The following is a 17,860-nucleotide window of genomic DNA, read 5'->3' on the forward strand; positions in this document are numbered from 1 at the left end:
GCTCAATTATAACATTTACCCGTTCAGTAATATGTTGAAACGTATGTACGCTAACTTTTTATACATGTTTTCCACTATCCTTATAGTAATAACTAGGTGAAATATGACAGTTTAATTGAGAATGTTAACATTAAATGAGAATAATTAATTTTTCGTCAAAGTTGTGTCAATGTATGTAAAATACATGTTTGTTAAAAGAGGTGATGTTCGAGAATGCGTAAAAAAAGCGCTACGATGAACATATGTAAGGAGGAACGGCGATGAATAAAACGATCGATTTTTTGCAGCTGTTCGTAAAGGAGACGGCAAAATCACCGCAATGGTTCGAGCAGCGAAAACAACAAATAGCACAGCACGGCTTTGTAGCGACGACGGAGGAGTTAACGTTCGCCGCAAAAGTTGCATGGCGCAATAGTAATAAATGTATCGGCAGGTTGTTTTGGCAATCGCTCCACGTCGTCGATGCACGGCATTGTGTCGATGAGCATACTATATTTGAGCAGCTGCTGCACCATATTGCGTACGCGACGAACGATGGCAAAATTCGCCCGACCGTCACCGTATTTAATGATAAGCGTGTGCGTATTTGGAATCATCAGCTTATTCGTTATGCAGGGTATGAGCAGGACGGCGGAATAATCGGTGATCCGAGCTCGGTGCAGTTTACGAAGCAATGTATCGCGCTCGGTTGGCAGCCGCGCTACGGTAAGTTTGATGTGTTGCCGCTCGTCGTTCAAGTGGACGAACGCCCGCCGCAATGGTTTCATATTCCGAGCGACTACATACTCGAAGTGCCGATTACACATCCTGAGTACGATTTTTCGCCGCTTCAACTGAAGTGGTATGCGGTGCCAATCATTTCAAATATGCGCTTTGAAGTAGGTGAGCAGTCGTTTCATGCGGCACCGTTTAATGGTTGGTATATGGGAACGGAAATTGGCGCGCGCAACTTTGCGGACGAATCGCGCTACAATGTGTTGCCGCAAGTAGCGAAATTGTTAAAGCTTGATACGTCGAAGCAGGCGACACTTTGGAAGGACCGCGCACTTGTCGAATTAAACGTCGCAGTGCTGCATTCATTTAAAGCAAACGGGGTGAGCATCGTCGACCATCATACAGCAGCGATGCAATTTCAATTGTTTGAGGAGCGTGAAAAAGAAGCAGGGCGTGACGTGACCGGGAATTGGGCGTGGCTTATTCCACCGATGAGCCCCGCGACGACGCACGTGTTTCACCAGCCGTACGACAATGCGATAAAGACGCCGAATTACTTTTATACGACCGACGTGCTCAATATAGACGCAATGAAAGCGGTGCATGAAACGATGTAAATCTATGCATAATGAAAGGGTTTGTTCGACGTCAACAAGTCGAACAAACCCTTCTGTTTTTATTAGCGCGACTGTTGAATCATTTGCAGGAGCTCGTCGCGATCAATTAAGCGAACGTCATTATGTGCTGCGAGCGTTTTTGCCTGCTTTGTGAAATAGCTGTTCGTCACTACCCACGCATCATCTGCATCATACATGCGAATGGCGGCAATAATTTCTTGCACCGCTTTGACGCCAACTGATGATTTATAGCGCTTTGCTTGTACGACAACGGTTTTGCCGTTACCTTTTACGACTAAATCAGCACCGAAGTCACCAGATGATTTTGTCATCGATGCACGGTAGCCTTGACGCTTAAAAAGGCGCACTAAAAATTCCTCAAATTCGACGCCAGTCATATCATCAATGTGATGTGTGCTAGCCGTCGCAGTCGGTTGTTGAACGCGCACCTTTTTCCAAACAAAGGATACGATAAATGCGAAGCCTGTACCGATGACCGCATACAACGTGACGTCCGCATTGCGCGTGAAGTAATACGTTATAGCAGCGATGATGAGCAGCAATATTACTTGCCACGGGAGTTTGCGCTGCTGTTTCTTTTTTTGTTTACGCTTTGTCACGATTGAACCCCTTTACATCGTCAGTTTTTTCGCTATTATATCATATTTTTAGCACGTATGTTTGCTGTCGAATGATTGTTCAATCGTTTTGTTGCGCGATGCATACAAGCCGCTTATAAGTATGACAATCGTACATAGCATGAACGCAAAAATTGTTGCGCTCCAGCTGTTTGTAACGTCGTGCAGCCAACCGAACGTAATCGGACCAATTGCCGCGAGTAAATAGCCAGTCGATTGTGCAAAGCCCGACAGCTCAGCCGACGTGTAAATGCTTTCGGTGCGCATCGTAAACAGCATCATCACTAAGCTAAACGATGCACCACCAGCGAGCCCGATGCAAATCATTGAAAGCGGTGCGAGCGACGTCCAACCGAAATAGAGCACGATAAAGCCAAGCATGTAGCTTGCACAAAAGCTAATTGTAATCGGCATGTGCATCGACTTGCGACTTGCTAACATTGGTACGATAAACGTCATCGGTAGCTGTGCGATGAGCATGAGTGAGCTTAGCCACCCAGCTTCACTTGCACTAAAGCCTTGCGTCGCTAAAATGTCGGGTACCCATGAGGACGTTGAGTAAAATAATAAGCTTTGAATGCCCATCATCGCCGCAATTGCCCACGCAAGCAGCGACTTTGATAGCGGCAGCGAACGGCTCGTCGTCGGTGCGTGCATCGATGCTTTTTGCTTTAACTGTGGCAGCCAAATGATGATGGCCGCGATGACGAAAATGAGCGCAAAGCTAAGGGAGCCGCGCCAACTCCAAGACGTTTCAGCAATCGGGAAACTAATACCTGCTGCCATACTTGCAGAAATGTTCATCGACATCGAATAAACAGCCATCATGACACCAACTTTTAGCGGCATGCGTAGCTTCATATAGCTTGGCATAAGTACGTTGCCAAATGCGATCGCGACACCGATAAAAAATGTGCCGAGCAAAATGCCGTTAATGTCGGTAAAAGCGCGAAGTACGATGCCCGATGCGATGAGCAGCAGCGCAAAAAATAGCGTACGTTCGATAGAAAACTTTCGTGCAATGCGCGCGACGAATGGCGAAATGATCGCAAACGCAAGGAGCGGAATCGTCGTTAAAAAACCTGCAAGCACGTTTGAAATGCCGAGGTCATCGCGAATAAGTGGAATGACCGGACCGACTGCAGTAAGTGGCGTGCGCAGCGTCATCGCAATAAATATAACGCTAATAATAAATAATGCAGTGGCGACGGTTGTTTGTTGTTTTGTCATAGTGCATGCTCTTTTCATTTTAAATTCAATACTGTTTGTCAGGTTTGTTGATACACTGCCATTTTAAAGGATAATCAACATAGTTAAATGGAATATACCACCTTTTATCATAACATACGGTCGAAAAATCGCTAATTTTGTCTGAATAGTGAGAAAAAACAAATTAATTAAAGTTGCTTGAAAATAAAACGAAAGACATGTTACACTCTTAGGCATTAACAATTTAATGATACATTACCTCTTAAAAAGGAGGTAGAGGTCGCGAACATGAATAAGTACATTGCTTGAAGATCGAGTCTAGTGAGAGCAATGGAAAGGTCATATTCGCCGAAGTGTGCAGCAAACATCGATATGCGGCGCGCTGGGGCTGGGGCTGAAGAAGACCAGAACTGGCACATAGAAATATGTGTTGTGCTATCTTTTTTTACATGGGGTTTTACGGATAAGTCGTTACTTCAATGTAGCGACTTTTTTATTTTTGTGAACGCGCCGAAATAAAGTGAAACATACACATGTAAATAATCAAAACATGAAGGAGACTTTTTTATGAGTAGGCAAAACAACGAGCCTCCGCAATTACAGCGTGGCTTGAAAAGTCGTCACATTACAATGATTAGTCTTGGCGGAACGATCGGTACAGGATTATTTTTAGCAAGTGGCGGAACAATCGCACAAGCAGGTCCAGGTGGCGCATTACTTGCATATGCGTTAATCGGGATTATGGTTTATTTTTTAATGACGAGCTTAGGGGAAATGGCGGCATATATGCCATCAGCCGGTTCATTTAGTACGTACGCAACGAAATTCGTTGACCCAGCACTTGGCTTTGCGCTCGGCTGGAATTATTGGTACAACTGGGCAATTACGATTGCAGCAGAAATCGCTGCTGTATCGCTCATTATGAAATATTGGTTCCCAGATAGCTCATCAGCACTGTGGACGATTATGTTTATCGTTGTCGTATTAACGTTTAACTTTTTATCAGTAAAAGCGTACGGGGAAGCAGAATATTGGTTTGCGATGATTAAAGTCGCAACGGTCATCGTCTTTATCGTCGTATCGTTCTTAATGATTTTCGGTATTTTAAAAGGGGAAGACCCAATCGGCTTTGAAAACTTCTTCGCAGGCGATGCACCGTTTAACGGCGGCTTTTTAGCACTGTTTGGTATTTTCTTAGCAGCTGGCTTCTCATTCCAAGGGACGGAGCTTTTAGGGGTAACAGCTGCTGAAACAGACGACCCAGCCAAAAGCATTCCAAAGGCAGTAAAATCAGTGTTTTGGCGCATTTTAATTTTTTACATTTTAGCGATTTTAGCGATCGGGTTAATTATTCCTTATAACGACCCACGCTTATTATCAGATGACATTGCAACGTCACCATTTACGCTCGTATTTGACCGTTTAGGGATCGCATTTGCGGCATCACTGATGAATGCGATTATTTTAACGGCGATGCTTTCAGCTGGTAACTCAGGACTTTATGCGGCGAGCCGTATGCTGTACCAATTAGCGGTCGAAGGTAAAGCACCGAAAATGTTTATGAAATTAAACAAACGTGGCGTACCTATCATGGCGTTACTTGCCACATTAGCAGTTGGTTCTTTAGCGTTTTTATCATCGTTTTACGGTGATGGTGTCGTATACATTTGGCTACTGAACGCTTCAGGTTTATCCGGCTTTATCGCATGGTTAGGTATTGCCATTTCGCATTACCGCTTCCGTAAAGCGTACGAGCTACAAGGGCGCGACATGAGCAAGCTACCGTATAAAGCAAAATGGTATCCATTTGGACCGCTATTTGCGTTTATCGTCTGCTTAATCGTTATTTTAGGTCAAAACTATACAGCATTTTTCGGTGGCATCGATTGGGAAGGTATTCTCGTATCGTACATCGGCATTCCATTATTTATCGCGCTTTGGTTAGGTTATAAAATTAAATACAAAACAAAAATTGTGCCTTTAAAGGATGCAGATTTAGATTAATAATGAGACTGTGCATCGAGCTGAAATACGCTTATGCACAGTCTTTTTTTATAGCAAAGCAAAATGACGTCCGTATATTGTGAGAAAAATGAAGAAGCATCAAAAAAATTCGTGCATATTTTTGCTTAAAACCGAACGTTCATCTTTTAGAAATGTATGAATTTACGTCGTTTACGAATGATGAGTGACTTTTAGTATGAGGGAACGTATTGTAAATGCTGAAAATTCATGTTTTAATAAGTTCATTCTGAAAGAAGTATTACTCACTCATATAACCGCGATAATATGGTTCGCAAGTTTCTACCGGTTCACCGTAAATGGATCGACTATGAGGGCTCATAAACTTAGGAATTGACCTAAACTTTTTCGAACATAGCGCTCGGGAAGTATGACCCACTCATAAAAGTGAGGTTATACTTTTCGAGTTTTTTATTTGTGCTTATGAAACAACAAACTTAGGAGGATTCATTCCAATGGACGCATTAAAAGAAAAGATTCACGCAGTAGGTCGCGTGCTATCAGAAGACGTACTAAAAGTTGATTCATTTTTAAATCACCAAATCGACCCACTGTTAATGAAGCAAGTTGGCGAAGAGTTCGCAAACCGCTTCTCAGACGAGGTCATCACAAAAGTATTAACGATTGAATCGTCAGGCATTGCGCCTTCGACATTCCTTGGCTTAACGATTGGCGCACCGGTCGTATTTGCACGCAAGAAAAAATCGTTAACGTTAACGAATAACACATATACATCACAAGTATATTCATTTACGAAGCAAGAAACGAACGATATTTCTGTATCGCGCGACTTTTTATCAGCGGACGACAACGTTATTATTATCGATGACTTTTTAGCGAACGGTGAAGCGGTAAAAGGATTAGTTGATATCGTTAATCAATCTGGCGCACATTTAGTCGGTGTCGGCATCGTTATTGAAAAAGGCTTCCAGCAAGGCGGCAAAATTTTACGTGAGCAAGGGCTACGCATTGAATCACTTGCACGCATTAAATCACTGAAGGACGGAAAGGTCGAATTTTTCGAAGAAGGTGAGTTTTAATGGATAAGGTAAAAGCGCTTGCATTTGGTTTTCAGCATTTACTAGCAATGTATACAGGTGCGATTTTAGTACCGCTTATTATCGGTTACGGTATCGGTATGACGCCGGAACAAATTACGTATTTAGTCGCAATCGATTTATTCATGTGTGGTGTCGCGACGATTTTCCAAGTATGGCGCGGTAAAGTCATCGGCATCGGCTTACCCGTTGTACTCGGCTGTACGTTTACAGCAGTGCCAGCGATCATTTCAATCGGTAACGGCGCAGGCATCGGGGCAATTTATGGTGCGATCATCGCATCAGGTGCAATCGTCATTGTGATCGCTGGATTCTTCGGCAAAATCGTCAAGTTTTTCCCACCAGTTGTAACAGGCTCAGTCGTAACAATTATCGGAATTAGCTTATTATCGACAGCAGTAACGAACATCGGTGGCGGTGATGCGGCAGCAGAAGGCTTTGCATCAGGCATGAACTTATTGTTAGCATTCATTACGTTAGCGGTTATTATTATCGTATACCGCTTCACAACAGGCTTCATGCGTGCCATCGCAATTTTAGCAGGTATGGTTGCCGGAACAGTTGTTGCATTAGCAATGGGCGTTGTTAACTTTGACCCAGTAAATGAAGCAGGCTGGTTCCATATGATACAACCGTTTTACTTCGGTATGCCAGAGTTTCATTTAGAAGCAATCGTGACAATGACGTTAATCGCCATCGTATCACTTGTTGAATCAACAGGTGTTTACTACGCACTTAGCGACATTACGAAAAAGCCAATTGGTGAAAAAGATTTAGCGCGTGGCTACCGTGCAGAAGGTTTAGCATCAGTAATCGGCGGTATTTTCAACGCATTCCCGTACACAACATACTCGCAAAACGTAGGTCTTGTAAAAATGACAGGCGTAACAGATCGCGTCGTTATTTACATTACAGGTGGCTTATTAATCGTATTAGGTTTCTTACCGAAGTTTGCAGCGTTAACGCAAATCATTCCAACACCCGTATTAGGTGCTGCGATGGTGGCAATGTTCGGTTTAGTTATTACACAAGGGATGCAAATGCTTGCACCAGAAATTAATAAATCAATGGAAAACGGTTTAATCGTTGCATGCGCAGTCGGCTTAGGTGTCGGCGTATCAGTTGTGCCAGGATTATTCGTATCACTTCCAGATATGCTTGAAACACTTTTCTCAAACGGGATCGTAACCGGTTCTGTGACAGCGATTGTGTTAAACATCGTGTTTAATATGATTGGCAAGAAGAAAGAAGCATAAAATGAAAACCACTTACTCATTTGGGTAGGTGGTTTTTTATATCAGGTCTGTTGATTAGCTATTTTTATACAGCTGAATTGCTTGTTTTTAGTAGCAAGACGGAGATGAACGCTGCATTTTTGTGGCATGGAGCGGGTGGCGAGACTCCTTGGGGAATAGCTCGTGCCTCAAGACCCCGTAAGCCTCGACATAGGAGAGGCGCGGAGGCTTGAGGAAGGTGATGAGCGCCACGTCCATGTGGCATCGCCTTCATGACCAACATCGTGTTCGCCGCCGAGCCCCAGGAATTTATCTGCGACGAGTAACCGCAGGAGCACATGTTTTTCTGTCTCGAGTAATCGCAGAGACAAAGCGAGCCACCATACGCGAAATGCCAGTTGAATGGCTAATCAACACGCTTGTTTTTATATGAAACTATAGGTCGTTGTTCGCGTTTAGTAGCTTGTCCGACAAACATTAGTTGAGGCTGTGCCCGCGGAAAAAGCCTGCCTCGATGTGGAGAGCCGACGAACAAAACGCTAACATACATTCACCGTCTATATAGATGTGAATCTTTTCAAGTTGGAAAAGGTTTATAGTGACTGTATTATAAGAGTAATATATAAGTGAAATTCAGAAATAACACGGAAAAGGGAAGTGATTTAATGGGTAAATTTTATGCTGTAAGATCGGGACGGAAAACGGGTGTATTTATGACATGGGCAGAATGTGAGGCACAAGTAAAGGGATTTAGTGGGGCGAGCTATAAATCTTTTGCCACAAAAGAAGAAGCGGAGGCATTTGTACAAAGCAAACCGGTTTCCAAACAAACAAAACCAATGATGAACGATGGCTTGAGTATTTATGTAGACGGTAGCTATTCAAAAGCGTTAAAAAAAGCAGGATTTGGTTGCGTCATTATTTTGAATGGAGAGGTTATGCAGACGGTCGCTAAGGAAGTTTTAATAGAAGAAGATTTATGGAATGTGTCTGCGGAAATTGCAGGTGTATTATATGCAGTAGAATGGGCTATAGAAAACAAATATACATCAGTAAATATATTTTACGATTATGAAGGGTTGGAAAAATGGTATACGAAAGAATGGAAAGCGAATAAAAAAACAACGCAAAATTATGTATCACAATTAAATGAATTGGCAACAAAAATTACGATACAGTTTATTAAAGTAAAAGCACATGCAGGAGATACATTTAATGAAATGGCAGATCAACTAGCGAAGGCTGCTATCAATAATACAGTTCATAGAGTAAAAGATGACGTAAACGTAACGGTTGAAGACACTTCAAGTGACAAAACTACCGATGTAATGAAGTTAAAGGATTACTATGAAATCGTTGGTCCAATGGATGCAGCCAAAGTGAAAATACAATATAAAGATTTCATCCTTAATGACAGTGCGATTACGAAGATTGCTAAGTACTTTTGGAAAAACGAAAAAAGAAAAGTAGCTGATTTAATAGTTGACGCAAATTTCGACTTAAATACGTTAACATTAGCGCTAAATTTAAGTGAAAAAGGATCCGACTACACATTGAATAAAGTAATAAAAATAGAGGAGGAATAAGAAGATGGCAAAGAAACCGAAATATGGAGCTCACGACCTTCCTCAAGCCTCCGCGCCTTTCCTACGTCGAGGCTTACGGGGTGTTTCGGCACGAGCTGTTCCTATAGGAGTCTCGTCGCTCGCATTTTGCCACGACAATCGATGCATCCTCTCGTAAATCAAATAATTATATGAAGAGCTGATAAACCTATTATTTCGTTGACAGCCCTCATTTGTTCGAAATGATACAGTTTTTAGACACGTACTAATTTTTTATAAGCAGCAACGTTACATCTCCTACCAAATCCACCTCAAAAAAGGTTCATCACCGTAAGCTGGGATTGACGTATAAAAGTTGCTTGAAACGAGCCCGCGGAAAGCCTGCCTCGACGTGAAAAGCAACCCCAAGTTATGGGGAAGAGCCTCAAAAAAAACTTTTTAAATTTTTTTTAGAAAATTTGAAACTATTTCGCAACTGCTCCGTCTGTACGGCAACTAAAAAAAAGGAGGAGTTTGTTATGAAAAAGATTTTACTTTCACTTGTACTGTTAATCCCGATGTTATTTTCAGGAATGTTATCACCAGTACAAGCAGCATCAGATGAGGACGTATTAGAAATTCGTTTAGTTAAAGTAATTGGAGCGCCGTTAAAGTCAGCAGCGAGCCCGAGTGCTACGACGATTCGTACATTAAAGCAAGGTGAAGCATTAAAGCTAACAGAAACAGTTATTGCAGGTTGGCGTAAAGTGCAGTTAGATGCGTATACATACGCATACGTAAACAACAGCTTTTTAGAGCAAGTAGCAGGTTACACAATAGACATTCCAGCAAACGGTAAAATGCGTTTAGCAGCGAAAGATACGGCGTTTAAAACAGAGCCAAGCAAAGTAAACACATCATTTAAGAAAAACGAAATTATTGTACAACGCAGTGCAACAGCAGCGAGCGTATTAATCGAAACGTTAAGTGGTCATAAAGGTTATGTGCCATCAAACAGCTTCGTAACGTTAGAGCCAACAATTCGTAAAGTAAACTTAAAAGACGGCATTGTCGTTCGTGAAAATCCATCACCAAAAGCAAAAGTGATGTACACATTATTCCCGAACACAGCAGTTGAATCATACGGTCAACTTCCAGGTGGCTGGCGCGTAATTTTCCACCGTACAAAAGTAGGTTACGTAGCGGCGGAGCCAATGGTAGCAGCGAAAGCAGAGAAGCGTTGGATCAATGCGGCGAACGTTGAAGTACGTAGTGTAGATAGTAAATCAGTAGATGCAGTAACAGACGTTTTATATTACGGTGTTGAAGTGAGTGCGTACCCATCATCAAATGGCTGGTCATACATTCAAAACGGATCGGTAACAGGTTATGTACCGACATCGCAATTAACAGCGAAAAAACCGACACGCTAAAACAGGGGGAGTAGCTCGCAGTGGCATATGCGAGCTGCTTCCTTTTTGTACTTCGAACTGTTCATGAAGCAAATGCTAATATATGTTAAACTATTCCTAAAAAGGCTATTCACCAACAATCGAGGAACGGTCGCCAATTCATCTAGATGACCTCGGTTGTACGATACCGGTGAAAACCGACAAAAGGTAAGGAAGGTTAACGAGTACATGACACAATTAGATGCCATAATGAAAGAGCATAGCCAGCACCTTGTACGTATCGCTTACTTGTATGTGAAGGACTGGGCAACTGCGGAGGACATTGTACAAGATGTTTTCATTAAATTTTTCCAAACGTCCGACCAATTTCGACAAGAGGCGTCATTAAAGACGTATTTAACGAAAATGACCGTAAACCGTGCGAAAGATCATTTACGTTCGTGGAAATATAAGAAACAAGTGTTGTTTGATAACGTCTTTAGTCAAGTACGTGGTGTAGATGAGCACGTTGTCGAGAAGGAAGAATTAAAAATGCTTGGAAAATTGCTGTTTGAGCTTCCGTTAAAGTATCGCGAACCACTCATTTTGTATTATTATAATGAACAGTCCATTGCAGAAATTGCCGAGGATTTATCGTTAAATGAAAATACGGTCAAAACGAGGCTGCGACGAGCAAAGCAGCAAATGAAAGGATTTTTTGCGCAACAGGAGGCGACCGAGTATGACGGAATTTAAACGTAAGCTTGATGATATGTTCGGTGATACGTCTGCTTCAGAGCAACGCATACAACAGCAAGTAAGAGCCGCTTTAGCAACACCACAAAAGAAAAAGCGCGCGTGGCAAGTACCGACGATTGCTTCGCTTGCGACAGCTGTAGCATTGTTTTTAATGATGACGACAGTTGGTTCACCTTTGTTTTCATCTCAAGACGGGCGCGGTGTTCCGTACGATCCGCTTGATGATTTATATGCAATCGGGCTACAAAAAGGAAATGACGAGCTATCATCGATTGATGAGGCAACATTATTAGGGCTACCAACTCTTAACATACAATCACGCCTTCAATATATCGATGCACAAACGTTTACGCACGACGGCAAAACATACGCACCAATCGTCGAGCGAAAAGAGCAGCTATATGACAAAACGGTTTACGACCAAGGCGACATTGTGCGCACGAAAACGTATAGCGGCAGTCATTTACCTGTATATAAAGAGGAATATTACGAAATTATTGCGGTGCCAGGTGACCGCATTTATTTACGCGACGGTGAGCTACGCATTAACGGCGAACGTGTCGACATGCCGCTTATCGAGCAATATGAAAAGCTCGGTGTTAGCATTGCGGGTGGCTACGAGCAAGTGTTAAACGCACGTGAATATATGGTGCTTAACCGCTTCCCAGCAAGCGATTCACTACAAGGTGCCGCCATCATTCCGGTGCATAAAATTTACGGTGAAGTAGTCGGCATTACGACCGACGAGCAAGCATTTGATCCGTTCGACGCAGAGCAAGCATTCGATGCGCTACTATATAATTTAGCATTCGAAAACGGTGACAATGCACAAGCGTGGTTACATGACGGCTATACATTCCCGTACGAGAGCCGCGTCGGTGAATTTTTCTTAGAGGCGAGTTACCGTACAGCCGAACAACAAGGTGACCGCGTCGTGCTGCGCTATGATTTTGAGCGCGAGCATGGCATTGTGTACGTCTTTACGATGTATAAAACGGCAACAGGCTGGAAGTTAGGAAGCAATTAAACAATGGGGAGGTGCTAACGTGACGTTAGTGCCTCCCCATTTTTGTTATTCCGTAATGTGAATGTAAAAATCTTGACCGTCAATCAGCTCATGTAACGTCATACCGTGCTGCTTAAAATGATGGAACGCGGCAACGGCAAAGCTTGCATGCCCGTTTAAATAGCTGCCGATCGTAATAGCGTGTGCCGGGTTGTTATGAAAGAAAAAGTAGCTACGTGCATGTGCATCGAGCGCATTAAAAATCGTTTGGAACGTATCGTTACTTAAATGAATGCCGCGCGAATAGCGAATTAAACGTCCGTATACGTCATGGCGTACATATATGAAATCTTCTTGTTGAACGATGGTTGGAGCGATAGCTTGCATGAATAATCCGTCCTTTCGTTAATAAAAATCGTCCCATGTGCTTTGTTGCATTTCTTCTGCAACGGTTTGTAAATCATACGCATTAATGAGGTGTAGTTCATAATGTTCTACATGCTCCTCATATTGGCGAGCAAGGCGGAGTAAAAACTTCGGTGATGCTTCATTTTCTTCGTCATAGACGAGTAATAATCCTTCTGTATTGTCTAAAATAAATTTGTCTTTTTCGACAAATTGCCACGGTGCTTCGTACGGTTTTTTCGACGTTGCTGATACGAAATCCGCTTCGCTACAAATGTAATGAAACGTTTGCTTTTTATCGTCCTTCCAGTTCTCGTCCATATTTAAAAACGGAGTGATGATCGCGAGTTTTAGCTGTTCATACTGCTGTTTCAGCTCAATGACGATTTCAGCTGCCCACGTTTCGACGCCAGGCTGCCCGCTAATGATGACCCATTCAAGCCCATCGTCAATAAACAGCTCAAGCCGCTCTGCAATCGCTTTTTTAATAATACCGACGCCTGGGTGTGTGCTATTAAAAATGCCGAGCTCGTGTGGACGATAGCCGGAAACGTATACACTTTTCATGATGCAATCATCCTTTCTATAGAAAAAGTATATAAAAAAAGCGCCGTGATGCTGTACCACGACGCATAAAAAACGAGCAATTAAATTGTAAATTTTTCGATTGTGTGACGAAGCTGCTCCACTTCGCTTGAGAGCATATGTGTCGAGTTCACTACGACGTGCATCGCTCTTTGTTGCTCTTGGATCGAAGCGGCAACTTCCTCAGCAGAAGCGGCATTTTGCGTACTAATCGCAGCGATGTTGGCAATCGCAAGCGTCATCGTATCTTTTGCATCTGTTAAATCATGTAAGTACGTCGACATTTGCTCAACTGTTGCAACAACGTCATCTGTACATGTGCGAATTGTCGCAAATGCTTGTGCTGTTTGTGTTACTGCTTCGTGCTGTGTTTCAACAATTTCGTGTGTGCGTGCAATTTCTTTCGTCACCGCTTGCGTTTCTTGTGTAATGCCGCTTAACGTTTCATGAACGGAATTCGTTGCATCAGCTGTTTGCTCGGCAAGCTTACGAACTTCCTCTGCTACGACTGCAAAGCCTTTGCCGTGCTCGCCTGCTCGTGCTGCCTCAATCGATGCGTTCAATGCAAGTAAGTTCGTTTGTGCGGAGATACTCGTAATTGTTTGAATGATCGAATCGATGTTTTGAATTTTCGTCGCTAATCCTTCAAATACGGCATGAATATTTGAGACGACTTCATACGTTTCTTCGGACTGTTTACGTAACGTATGTAGCTGTGTTGAGCCGTCGTTGTTTGCTTCTTGCATTACGAGTGATTGCGACAGCATTTGCTCGTTTTGTTTATCGAGCGTATCGATATATGTCGATAACGTTTGAGCGGATTGCGCTGTCGTTTCAGTATCGATTGCTTGATTGTTCGCACCGTCTGCTACGTTCTCAATCGCCGCCGCAATTTCGTTACTTGAAGCGGTCGTTTGCTCTGACACGTTCGATAAATTATGTGACGTATGTTCAATTTGTTCAATTGATTGCTCGACGTTTTGAATAAGCTCCTTTAAATGTGTCACCATGTGCGAGAAATGATTATGAAGCTGTCCAACCTCATCTGTACGATTCGTTAACTCCGTCGAAATATTTAAATTTCCTTTAGCCACTTGCTCTGTTAAGCGAGATAAGTTTTGAAGTGGTGATGAAATGTCGCGAGCTAAGTAAAATGTCATAATAGAGCCAATCGCTAATGCAATAAGGAGCGAAATAATGAGCGTACGAATAATGGCCATCGCACCGCTATTAAATTCAAATACGTACGTGCTAGAAACAATTACCCAATCCCACTCTGGAATGTACGTTGTGTAAGATGTTTTCATTTCAATTTTATTTGGATCATCAGGAAGTGGGAATTCGTAATTGATAAAGCCGCCACCTGATAAAGCAAGATCAACCGTTTCACGCATGAAATAGCGACCGTCTGCATCTTGATAATCGTACGTGTCCTCACCTTCTAAGTTCGGGTGTAAAATAACGTTCGCCTTTGAGTCGACGATGTATACGTAGCCTGAATCACCTAGTTTCATCATGTTGTGCTGAACACGCGTGCCATCATCTTGCAATGGACCGTACGCCTGTGCTTTGACAATTTCTTGTGCTTCCTCTTTTGTAAGCACACCTTCTTCGACTTGTTGTAGCATTTCATTGACGAGCGCTTCTGTCGACGTTACGCTATTTTGTATTAAATTTTGTCCAAGAGCATCTAACTCGGTCGTTGCTTGTATATAGTTGAACGTGCCAATCGTCAAGCAAGGAATGAGTATAAGTAACAGTGAAGTAACGATAATTTTTGTGCGAACAGAAATGTAATAACCTTTCATTTCTAAGCCCTCCCTCTATACGTAGCTACATAATGCTGGAATTCTGTTGAAATAACGAGCGAAAAAACGTATAAAATAGCATTATTTGTATTTATTATGACATTTCCAATTCTTTTTGCCAATAAAAATATAGGAGAAAAGTATTTTTATTTCCTATTGACAAATAAGCTATTTCGCCCATCTATGTATCGTGGTAGTATATTGAGCGCTTTTAACATAAAAGTGACGACCGCTGCGAAATGAAATAGACAGTTTTGTACGATAGTCACTAAATGCGGTATAGTGGACAATGAAAAAAGAGATACCATTTGCATGATATCCCTCGTTGCACAAACGTTAAGTTGTTACGCAGAAATGATCGCTTTTACGACTTTCGAAATGACTGCGCCCTCTGCTTTACCGTTTAATAAAGGCTTTGCAATTTTCATCGCATCCCCCATATTCATTCCTGCTGCTACGCCTGCTTCTTTTAATGCTGCTGCAATTTCTTCTTCTGTTAATTGCTTAGGTAAAAAGCTTTTTAACAATGTTAATTTTGCTTCTTCTTTTTCGATTAAGTCGTCACGACCGGCAGATTTTGCACCGTCTAACGCTTGGTTCGTTTGTTTTACTTCACGGTTAATGACTGCGATTTCTTCCTCTTGTGTTAGTTCGCTGCCTTTTTCCTTCTCAGCTGCATCAAGTGCCGCCTTCACAAGTGTTAAAACGCCCTTTGCAAGCACGTCTTTATTTTTCATCGCCGTTTTTAATTGGCTAAATACTTCTGTTTTTAACATACGAAACGCTCCATTCTTATTATGAGGTGTAGCCATTATAGCACGGCAACTAACTCAAGCGAAATAACGCTGCTTCTGTGTCGAGCGAGCTTGCAACAATCGCTAAACGTTCTGAAGCGTCTGTAATTTGTGCTGTCGTTTTTTTCTGCACTTGCATATGCTCGCGCGTATCTTTCGAGTGAGCAGCGCATTGTACCGATAATTCAAGCAGCGCATGGAAGTTGTGCGTCACCGTATTCGTTAGCTGCAGCATGTCGTTTACGAACGCGCTCGTTTTCGTTGTGCGTTCTGTCACGGAGCGGTTCGCCTCAGCAATTTTAAAGAACAGCGTATGCGTTTCATCGATGCTTTGGACGCCACTTTCGACGAAGCTATGCATGTGCTGTAGCTGTGATGCAGTCGTGCTTACGGCTTGCTGCACGGCTATCATCGTGTTAGCAACGGATTGTGCAGATTGCTGCGACTGCTCGGCTAATTTTCGAACTTCGGTTGCTACAACTTCAAAGCCTTTGCCATGTTCACCTGCCCGCGCTGCCTCAATTGAAGCATTTAATGCAAGCAAATGCGTTTGTGCAGCAATTTCTTCAATCGTGCTTGTAAAGTGAACGATCGCATCGGCCGTGTTTTCTAAATGATGCATCGCTTCCTCTACACGATCCATCGCAAATGCCATATGATGGATCGTCGCCGAAGTATTTTCGACTTGTGTAATAGCGTGATCGACGACAGTGTTTGCCTCAATGGATGTTTGTGAAATTGTCGAGGCGTGCGATGCAATTGATTGTAGCTGCTCCGTTACGTTGTTTACGTCGTACATGCTTTTGTGCAATAGGGATTGCTGCATTTCCGCACTTTCATGGACGCGAATTGCCGCATTGTATGACGCGTCAACGGCATCACTTGCTTCTGTAATCGTTGCGACAAGCTCCTGTGACGAGGCTGCGACGTTTGTGCTTGCTTGCGACACGCTACCGATAACATGCTGGAAATTGTGCAGCATGCGGTTAAAGGCATTCGCTACGTCGCGCACTTCATCAGCTGGCATAGTCGTCGTTTGAAGCGGCATAATCGTTAAGTCGTTGTCACTTAATGCGTGGAAGCGCTCCTTCATAAGTTGAAGCGGTCGTAGCTTTTTCGCCAATACAATCATTAAAATCGCAATATGCACAATGAAAATCATCGCGATGCATGCAGTTAAATTCAACAGCCCTAATAGCTTTTGCTCAAGTACATCATGCTCTTTTTTTGACCATGCATCGACGGCTGTTTGTAGTTCGGTCAAATACGTTAAAATTTCCTTTTCATTGGCAATGTAATCGTCGCTATACAGCACCGACAATGCGTTTTTTTGTTCATCCATCGCCACTAAATTAAACGCCCACGCATTTAGTTCATGCGTGCGTGTCGACATATCAATAATCGTTTGCAAAATTGTTTGTGCTTCCTTTGGCAACGTTTCTTCTTGGAACGCTGACGTCATTTGTTCAGCCTGGGTTAACTGCTCATCATAGTTTTTCAAATCGTGCTCGTCCTCTGATTGAACGTACACACGTGCTAATGACGATAAATGCGCCGTCATCGTTTGCAACTCGCTATTTAACTGCGAAATCGCTGTTTGTTGCTCGTAGCTTTTCTCCTGTTGTTGAATTGTTATATGTAAAAAGATAAAAGCCGTAATGAGTGCGACGCTAAGTATTAACGTGCTGATCGTTGTAAAACGTATCATCCGTTGAAATGACATTGTATTACACTCCATTCTATGGATGTATTTTCACTAAGTGTACGTTTGTTATGTTAAGTAGGTGTGAAGCAAACATAGTATTCTCGTAAAAAAGCAGGCAAGTATTCATAACATACACACTTTATCGAGGAAAAAATAATGTAATATAATATAGGAAGAGAGTTTTCTATTTTCGATAAGTCAAAAAAATATATAGAAAAGTGTTGACGTTATACATTGTAAGATGTTATTATTTGTGAAGTCGCTAAGGTGACGCAAACGAAACAACATATTGAAAACGAGTTAAAAAAACTTTTTGAAAATAGTTGTTGACAAAAACTTAGTAGAAATGCTAAGATATAGAAGTTCGCTT

The 17,860-nt window shown here is 42.4% G+C and carries 15 protein-coding genes and 2 riboswitches; of the genes, 8 read left to right on the forward strand and 7 right to left on the reverse strand.

Features of this window, described 5'->3' with window-relative positions:
• Window positions 1-260 precede the first annotated feature (260 nt).
• Window positions 261-1,331: a nitric oxide synthase oxygenase gene (locus A6K76_RS07420; protein ID WP_066463627.1), complete on the forward strand. Its 1,071-nt coding sequence runs from the start codon at window positions 261-263 to the stop codon at window positions 1,329-1,331.
• A gap of 62 nt (window positions 1,332-1,393) precedes the next feature.
• Here A6K76_RS07420 and A6K76_RS07425 read toward each other — a convergent pair whose 3' ends face one another.
• Both A6K76_RS07425 and A6K76_RS07430 read right to left on the reverse strand, forming a co-directional pair.
• A complete protein-coding gene (locus tag A6K76_RS07425) occupies window positions 1,394-1,951 on the reverse strand; it encodes a restriction endonuclease (RefSeq protein ID WP_066463629.1) in 558 nt (185 codons plus the stop codon).
• A gap of 48 nt (window positions 1,952-1,999) precedes the next feature.
• Window positions 2,000-3,199 carry a CynX/NimT family MFS transporter gene (locus A6K76_RS07430; RefSeq protein ID WP_169817996.1) on the reverse strand — a complete coding sequence of 400 codons (1,200 nt, stop codon included), beginning with the start codon at window positions 3,197-3,199 and terminating at the stop codon, window positions 2,000-2,002.
• A gap of 245 nt (window positions 3,200-3,444) precedes the next feature.
• A riboswitch (Lysine riboswitch) is annotated at window positions 3,445-3,624 on the forward strand.
• Window positions 3,625-3,745: 121 nt separating this feature from the next.
• On the opposite strand from A6K76_RS07430, the gene A6K76_RS07435 reads away from it, so the two are divergent.
• The 7 genes from A6K76_RS07435 to A6K76_RS07465 all read left to right on the forward strand — a co-directional run bounded on the left by A6K76_RS07435 (window position 3,746) and on the right by A6K76_RS07465 (window position 12,214).
• Entirely contained in the window at window positions 3,746-5,182 is a 1,437-nt protein-coding gene (locus A6K76_RS07435; RefSeq protein WP_066463631.1) for an amino acid permease, read from the forward strand.
• A gap of 247 nt (window positions 5,183-5,429) precedes the next feature.
• Window positions 5,430-5,531, forward strand: a riboswitch (purine riboswitch).
• A gap of 124 nt (window positions 5,532-5,655) precedes the next feature.
• On the forward strand, window positions 5,656-6,240 hold the full coding sequence (locus tag A6K76_RS07440) for a xanthine phosphoribosyltransferase (protein WP_066463632.1): 585 nt from the start codon (window positions 5,656-5,658) through the stop codon (window positions 6,238-6,240).
• The gene (locus A6K76_RS07445) at window positions 6,240-7,514 is read left to right on the forward strand and encodes a nucleobase:cation symporter-2 family protein (protein WP_066463633.1); all 1,275 of its coding nucleotides are present in this window, start codon (window positions 6,240-6,242) and stop codon (window positions 7,512-7,514) included. Before A6K76_RS07440 ends, A6K76_RS07445 begins: the two co-directional genes overlap by 1 nt.
• A gap of 644 nt (window positions 7,515-8,158) precedes the next feature.
• Window positions 8,159-9,079 carry a ribonuclease H1 domain-containing protein gene (locus A6K76_RS07450; protein ID WP_139108661.1) on the forward strand — a complete coding sequence of 307 codons (921 nt, stop codon included), beginning with the start codon at window positions 8,159-8,161 and terminating at the stop codon, window positions 9,077-9,079.
• Between the two features lie 497 nt (window positions 9,080-9,576).
• Window positions 9,577-10,470: an SH3 domain-containing protein gene (locus A6K76_RS07455; protein ID WP_066463639.1), complete on the forward strand. Its 894-nt coding sequence runs from the start codon at window positions 9,577-9,579 to the stop codon at window positions 10,468-10,470.
• 207 nt (window positions 10,471-10,677) lie between these two features.
• A complete protein-coding gene (locus tag A6K76_RS07460) occupies window positions 10,678-11,184 on the forward strand; it encodes a sigma-70 family RNA polymerase sigma factor (RefSeq protein WP_066463640.1) in 507 nt (168 codons plus the stop codon).
• On the forward strand, window positions 11,171-12,214 hold the full coding sequence (locus A6K76_RS07465; protein WP_066463642.1) for a S26 family signal peptidase: 1,044 nt from the start codon (window positions 11,171-11,173) through the stop codon (window positions 12,212-12,214). Before A6K76_RS07460 ends, A6K76_RS07465 begins: the two co-directional genes overlap by 14 nt.
• Window positions 12,215-12,259: 45 nt before the next feature.
• Here A6K76_RS07465 and A6K76_RS07470 read toward each other — a convergent pair whose 3' ends face one another.
• The 5 genes from A6K76_RS07470 to A6K76_RS07490 form a co-directional block, all read right to left on the reverse strand.
• The gene (locus A6K76_RS07470; protein ID WP_066463643.1) at window positions 12,260-12,580 is read right to left on the reverse strand and encodes a hypothetical protein; all 321 of its coding nucleotides are present in this window, start codon (window positions 12,578-12,580) and stop codon (window positions 12,260-12,262) included.
• 18 nt (window positions 12,581-12,598) lie between these two features.
• Window positions 12,599-13,168: an SLOG family protein gene (locus A6K76_RS07475; protein ID WP_066463650.1), complete on the reverse strand. Its 570-nt coding sequence runs from the start codon at window positions 13,166-13,168 to the stop codon at window positions 12,599-12,601.
• Between the two features lie 77 nt (window positions 13,169-13,245).
• Window positions 13,246-14,991, reverse strand: coding sequence for a methyl-accepting chemotaxis protein (locus A6K76_RS07480; protein ID WP_066463644.1), 1,746 nt, complete (start codon window positions 14,989-14,991; stop codon window positions 13,246-13,248).
• A gap of 344 nt (window positions 14,992-15,335) precedes the next feature.
• Entirely contained in the window at window positions 15,336-15,767 is a 432-nt protein-coding gene (locus A6K76_RS07485) for a GatB/YqeY domain-containing protein (protein ID WP_066463645.1), read from the reverse strand.
• Window positions 15,768-15,816: 49 nt separating this feature from the next.
• Window positions 15,817-17,508, reverse strand: a complete 1,692-nt coding sequence (locus A6K76_RS07490; protein ID WP_066463646.1) for a methyl-accepting chemotaxis protein — start codon at window positions 17,506-17,508, stop codon at window positions 15,817-15,819.
• Between the last annotated feature and the right edge of the window lie 352 nt (window positions 17,509-17,860).

This window comes from Caryophanon latum (assembly GCF_001700325.1).
Lineage (GTDB): Bacteria > Bacillota > Bacilli > Bacillales_A > Planococcaceae > Caryophanon > Caryophanon latum.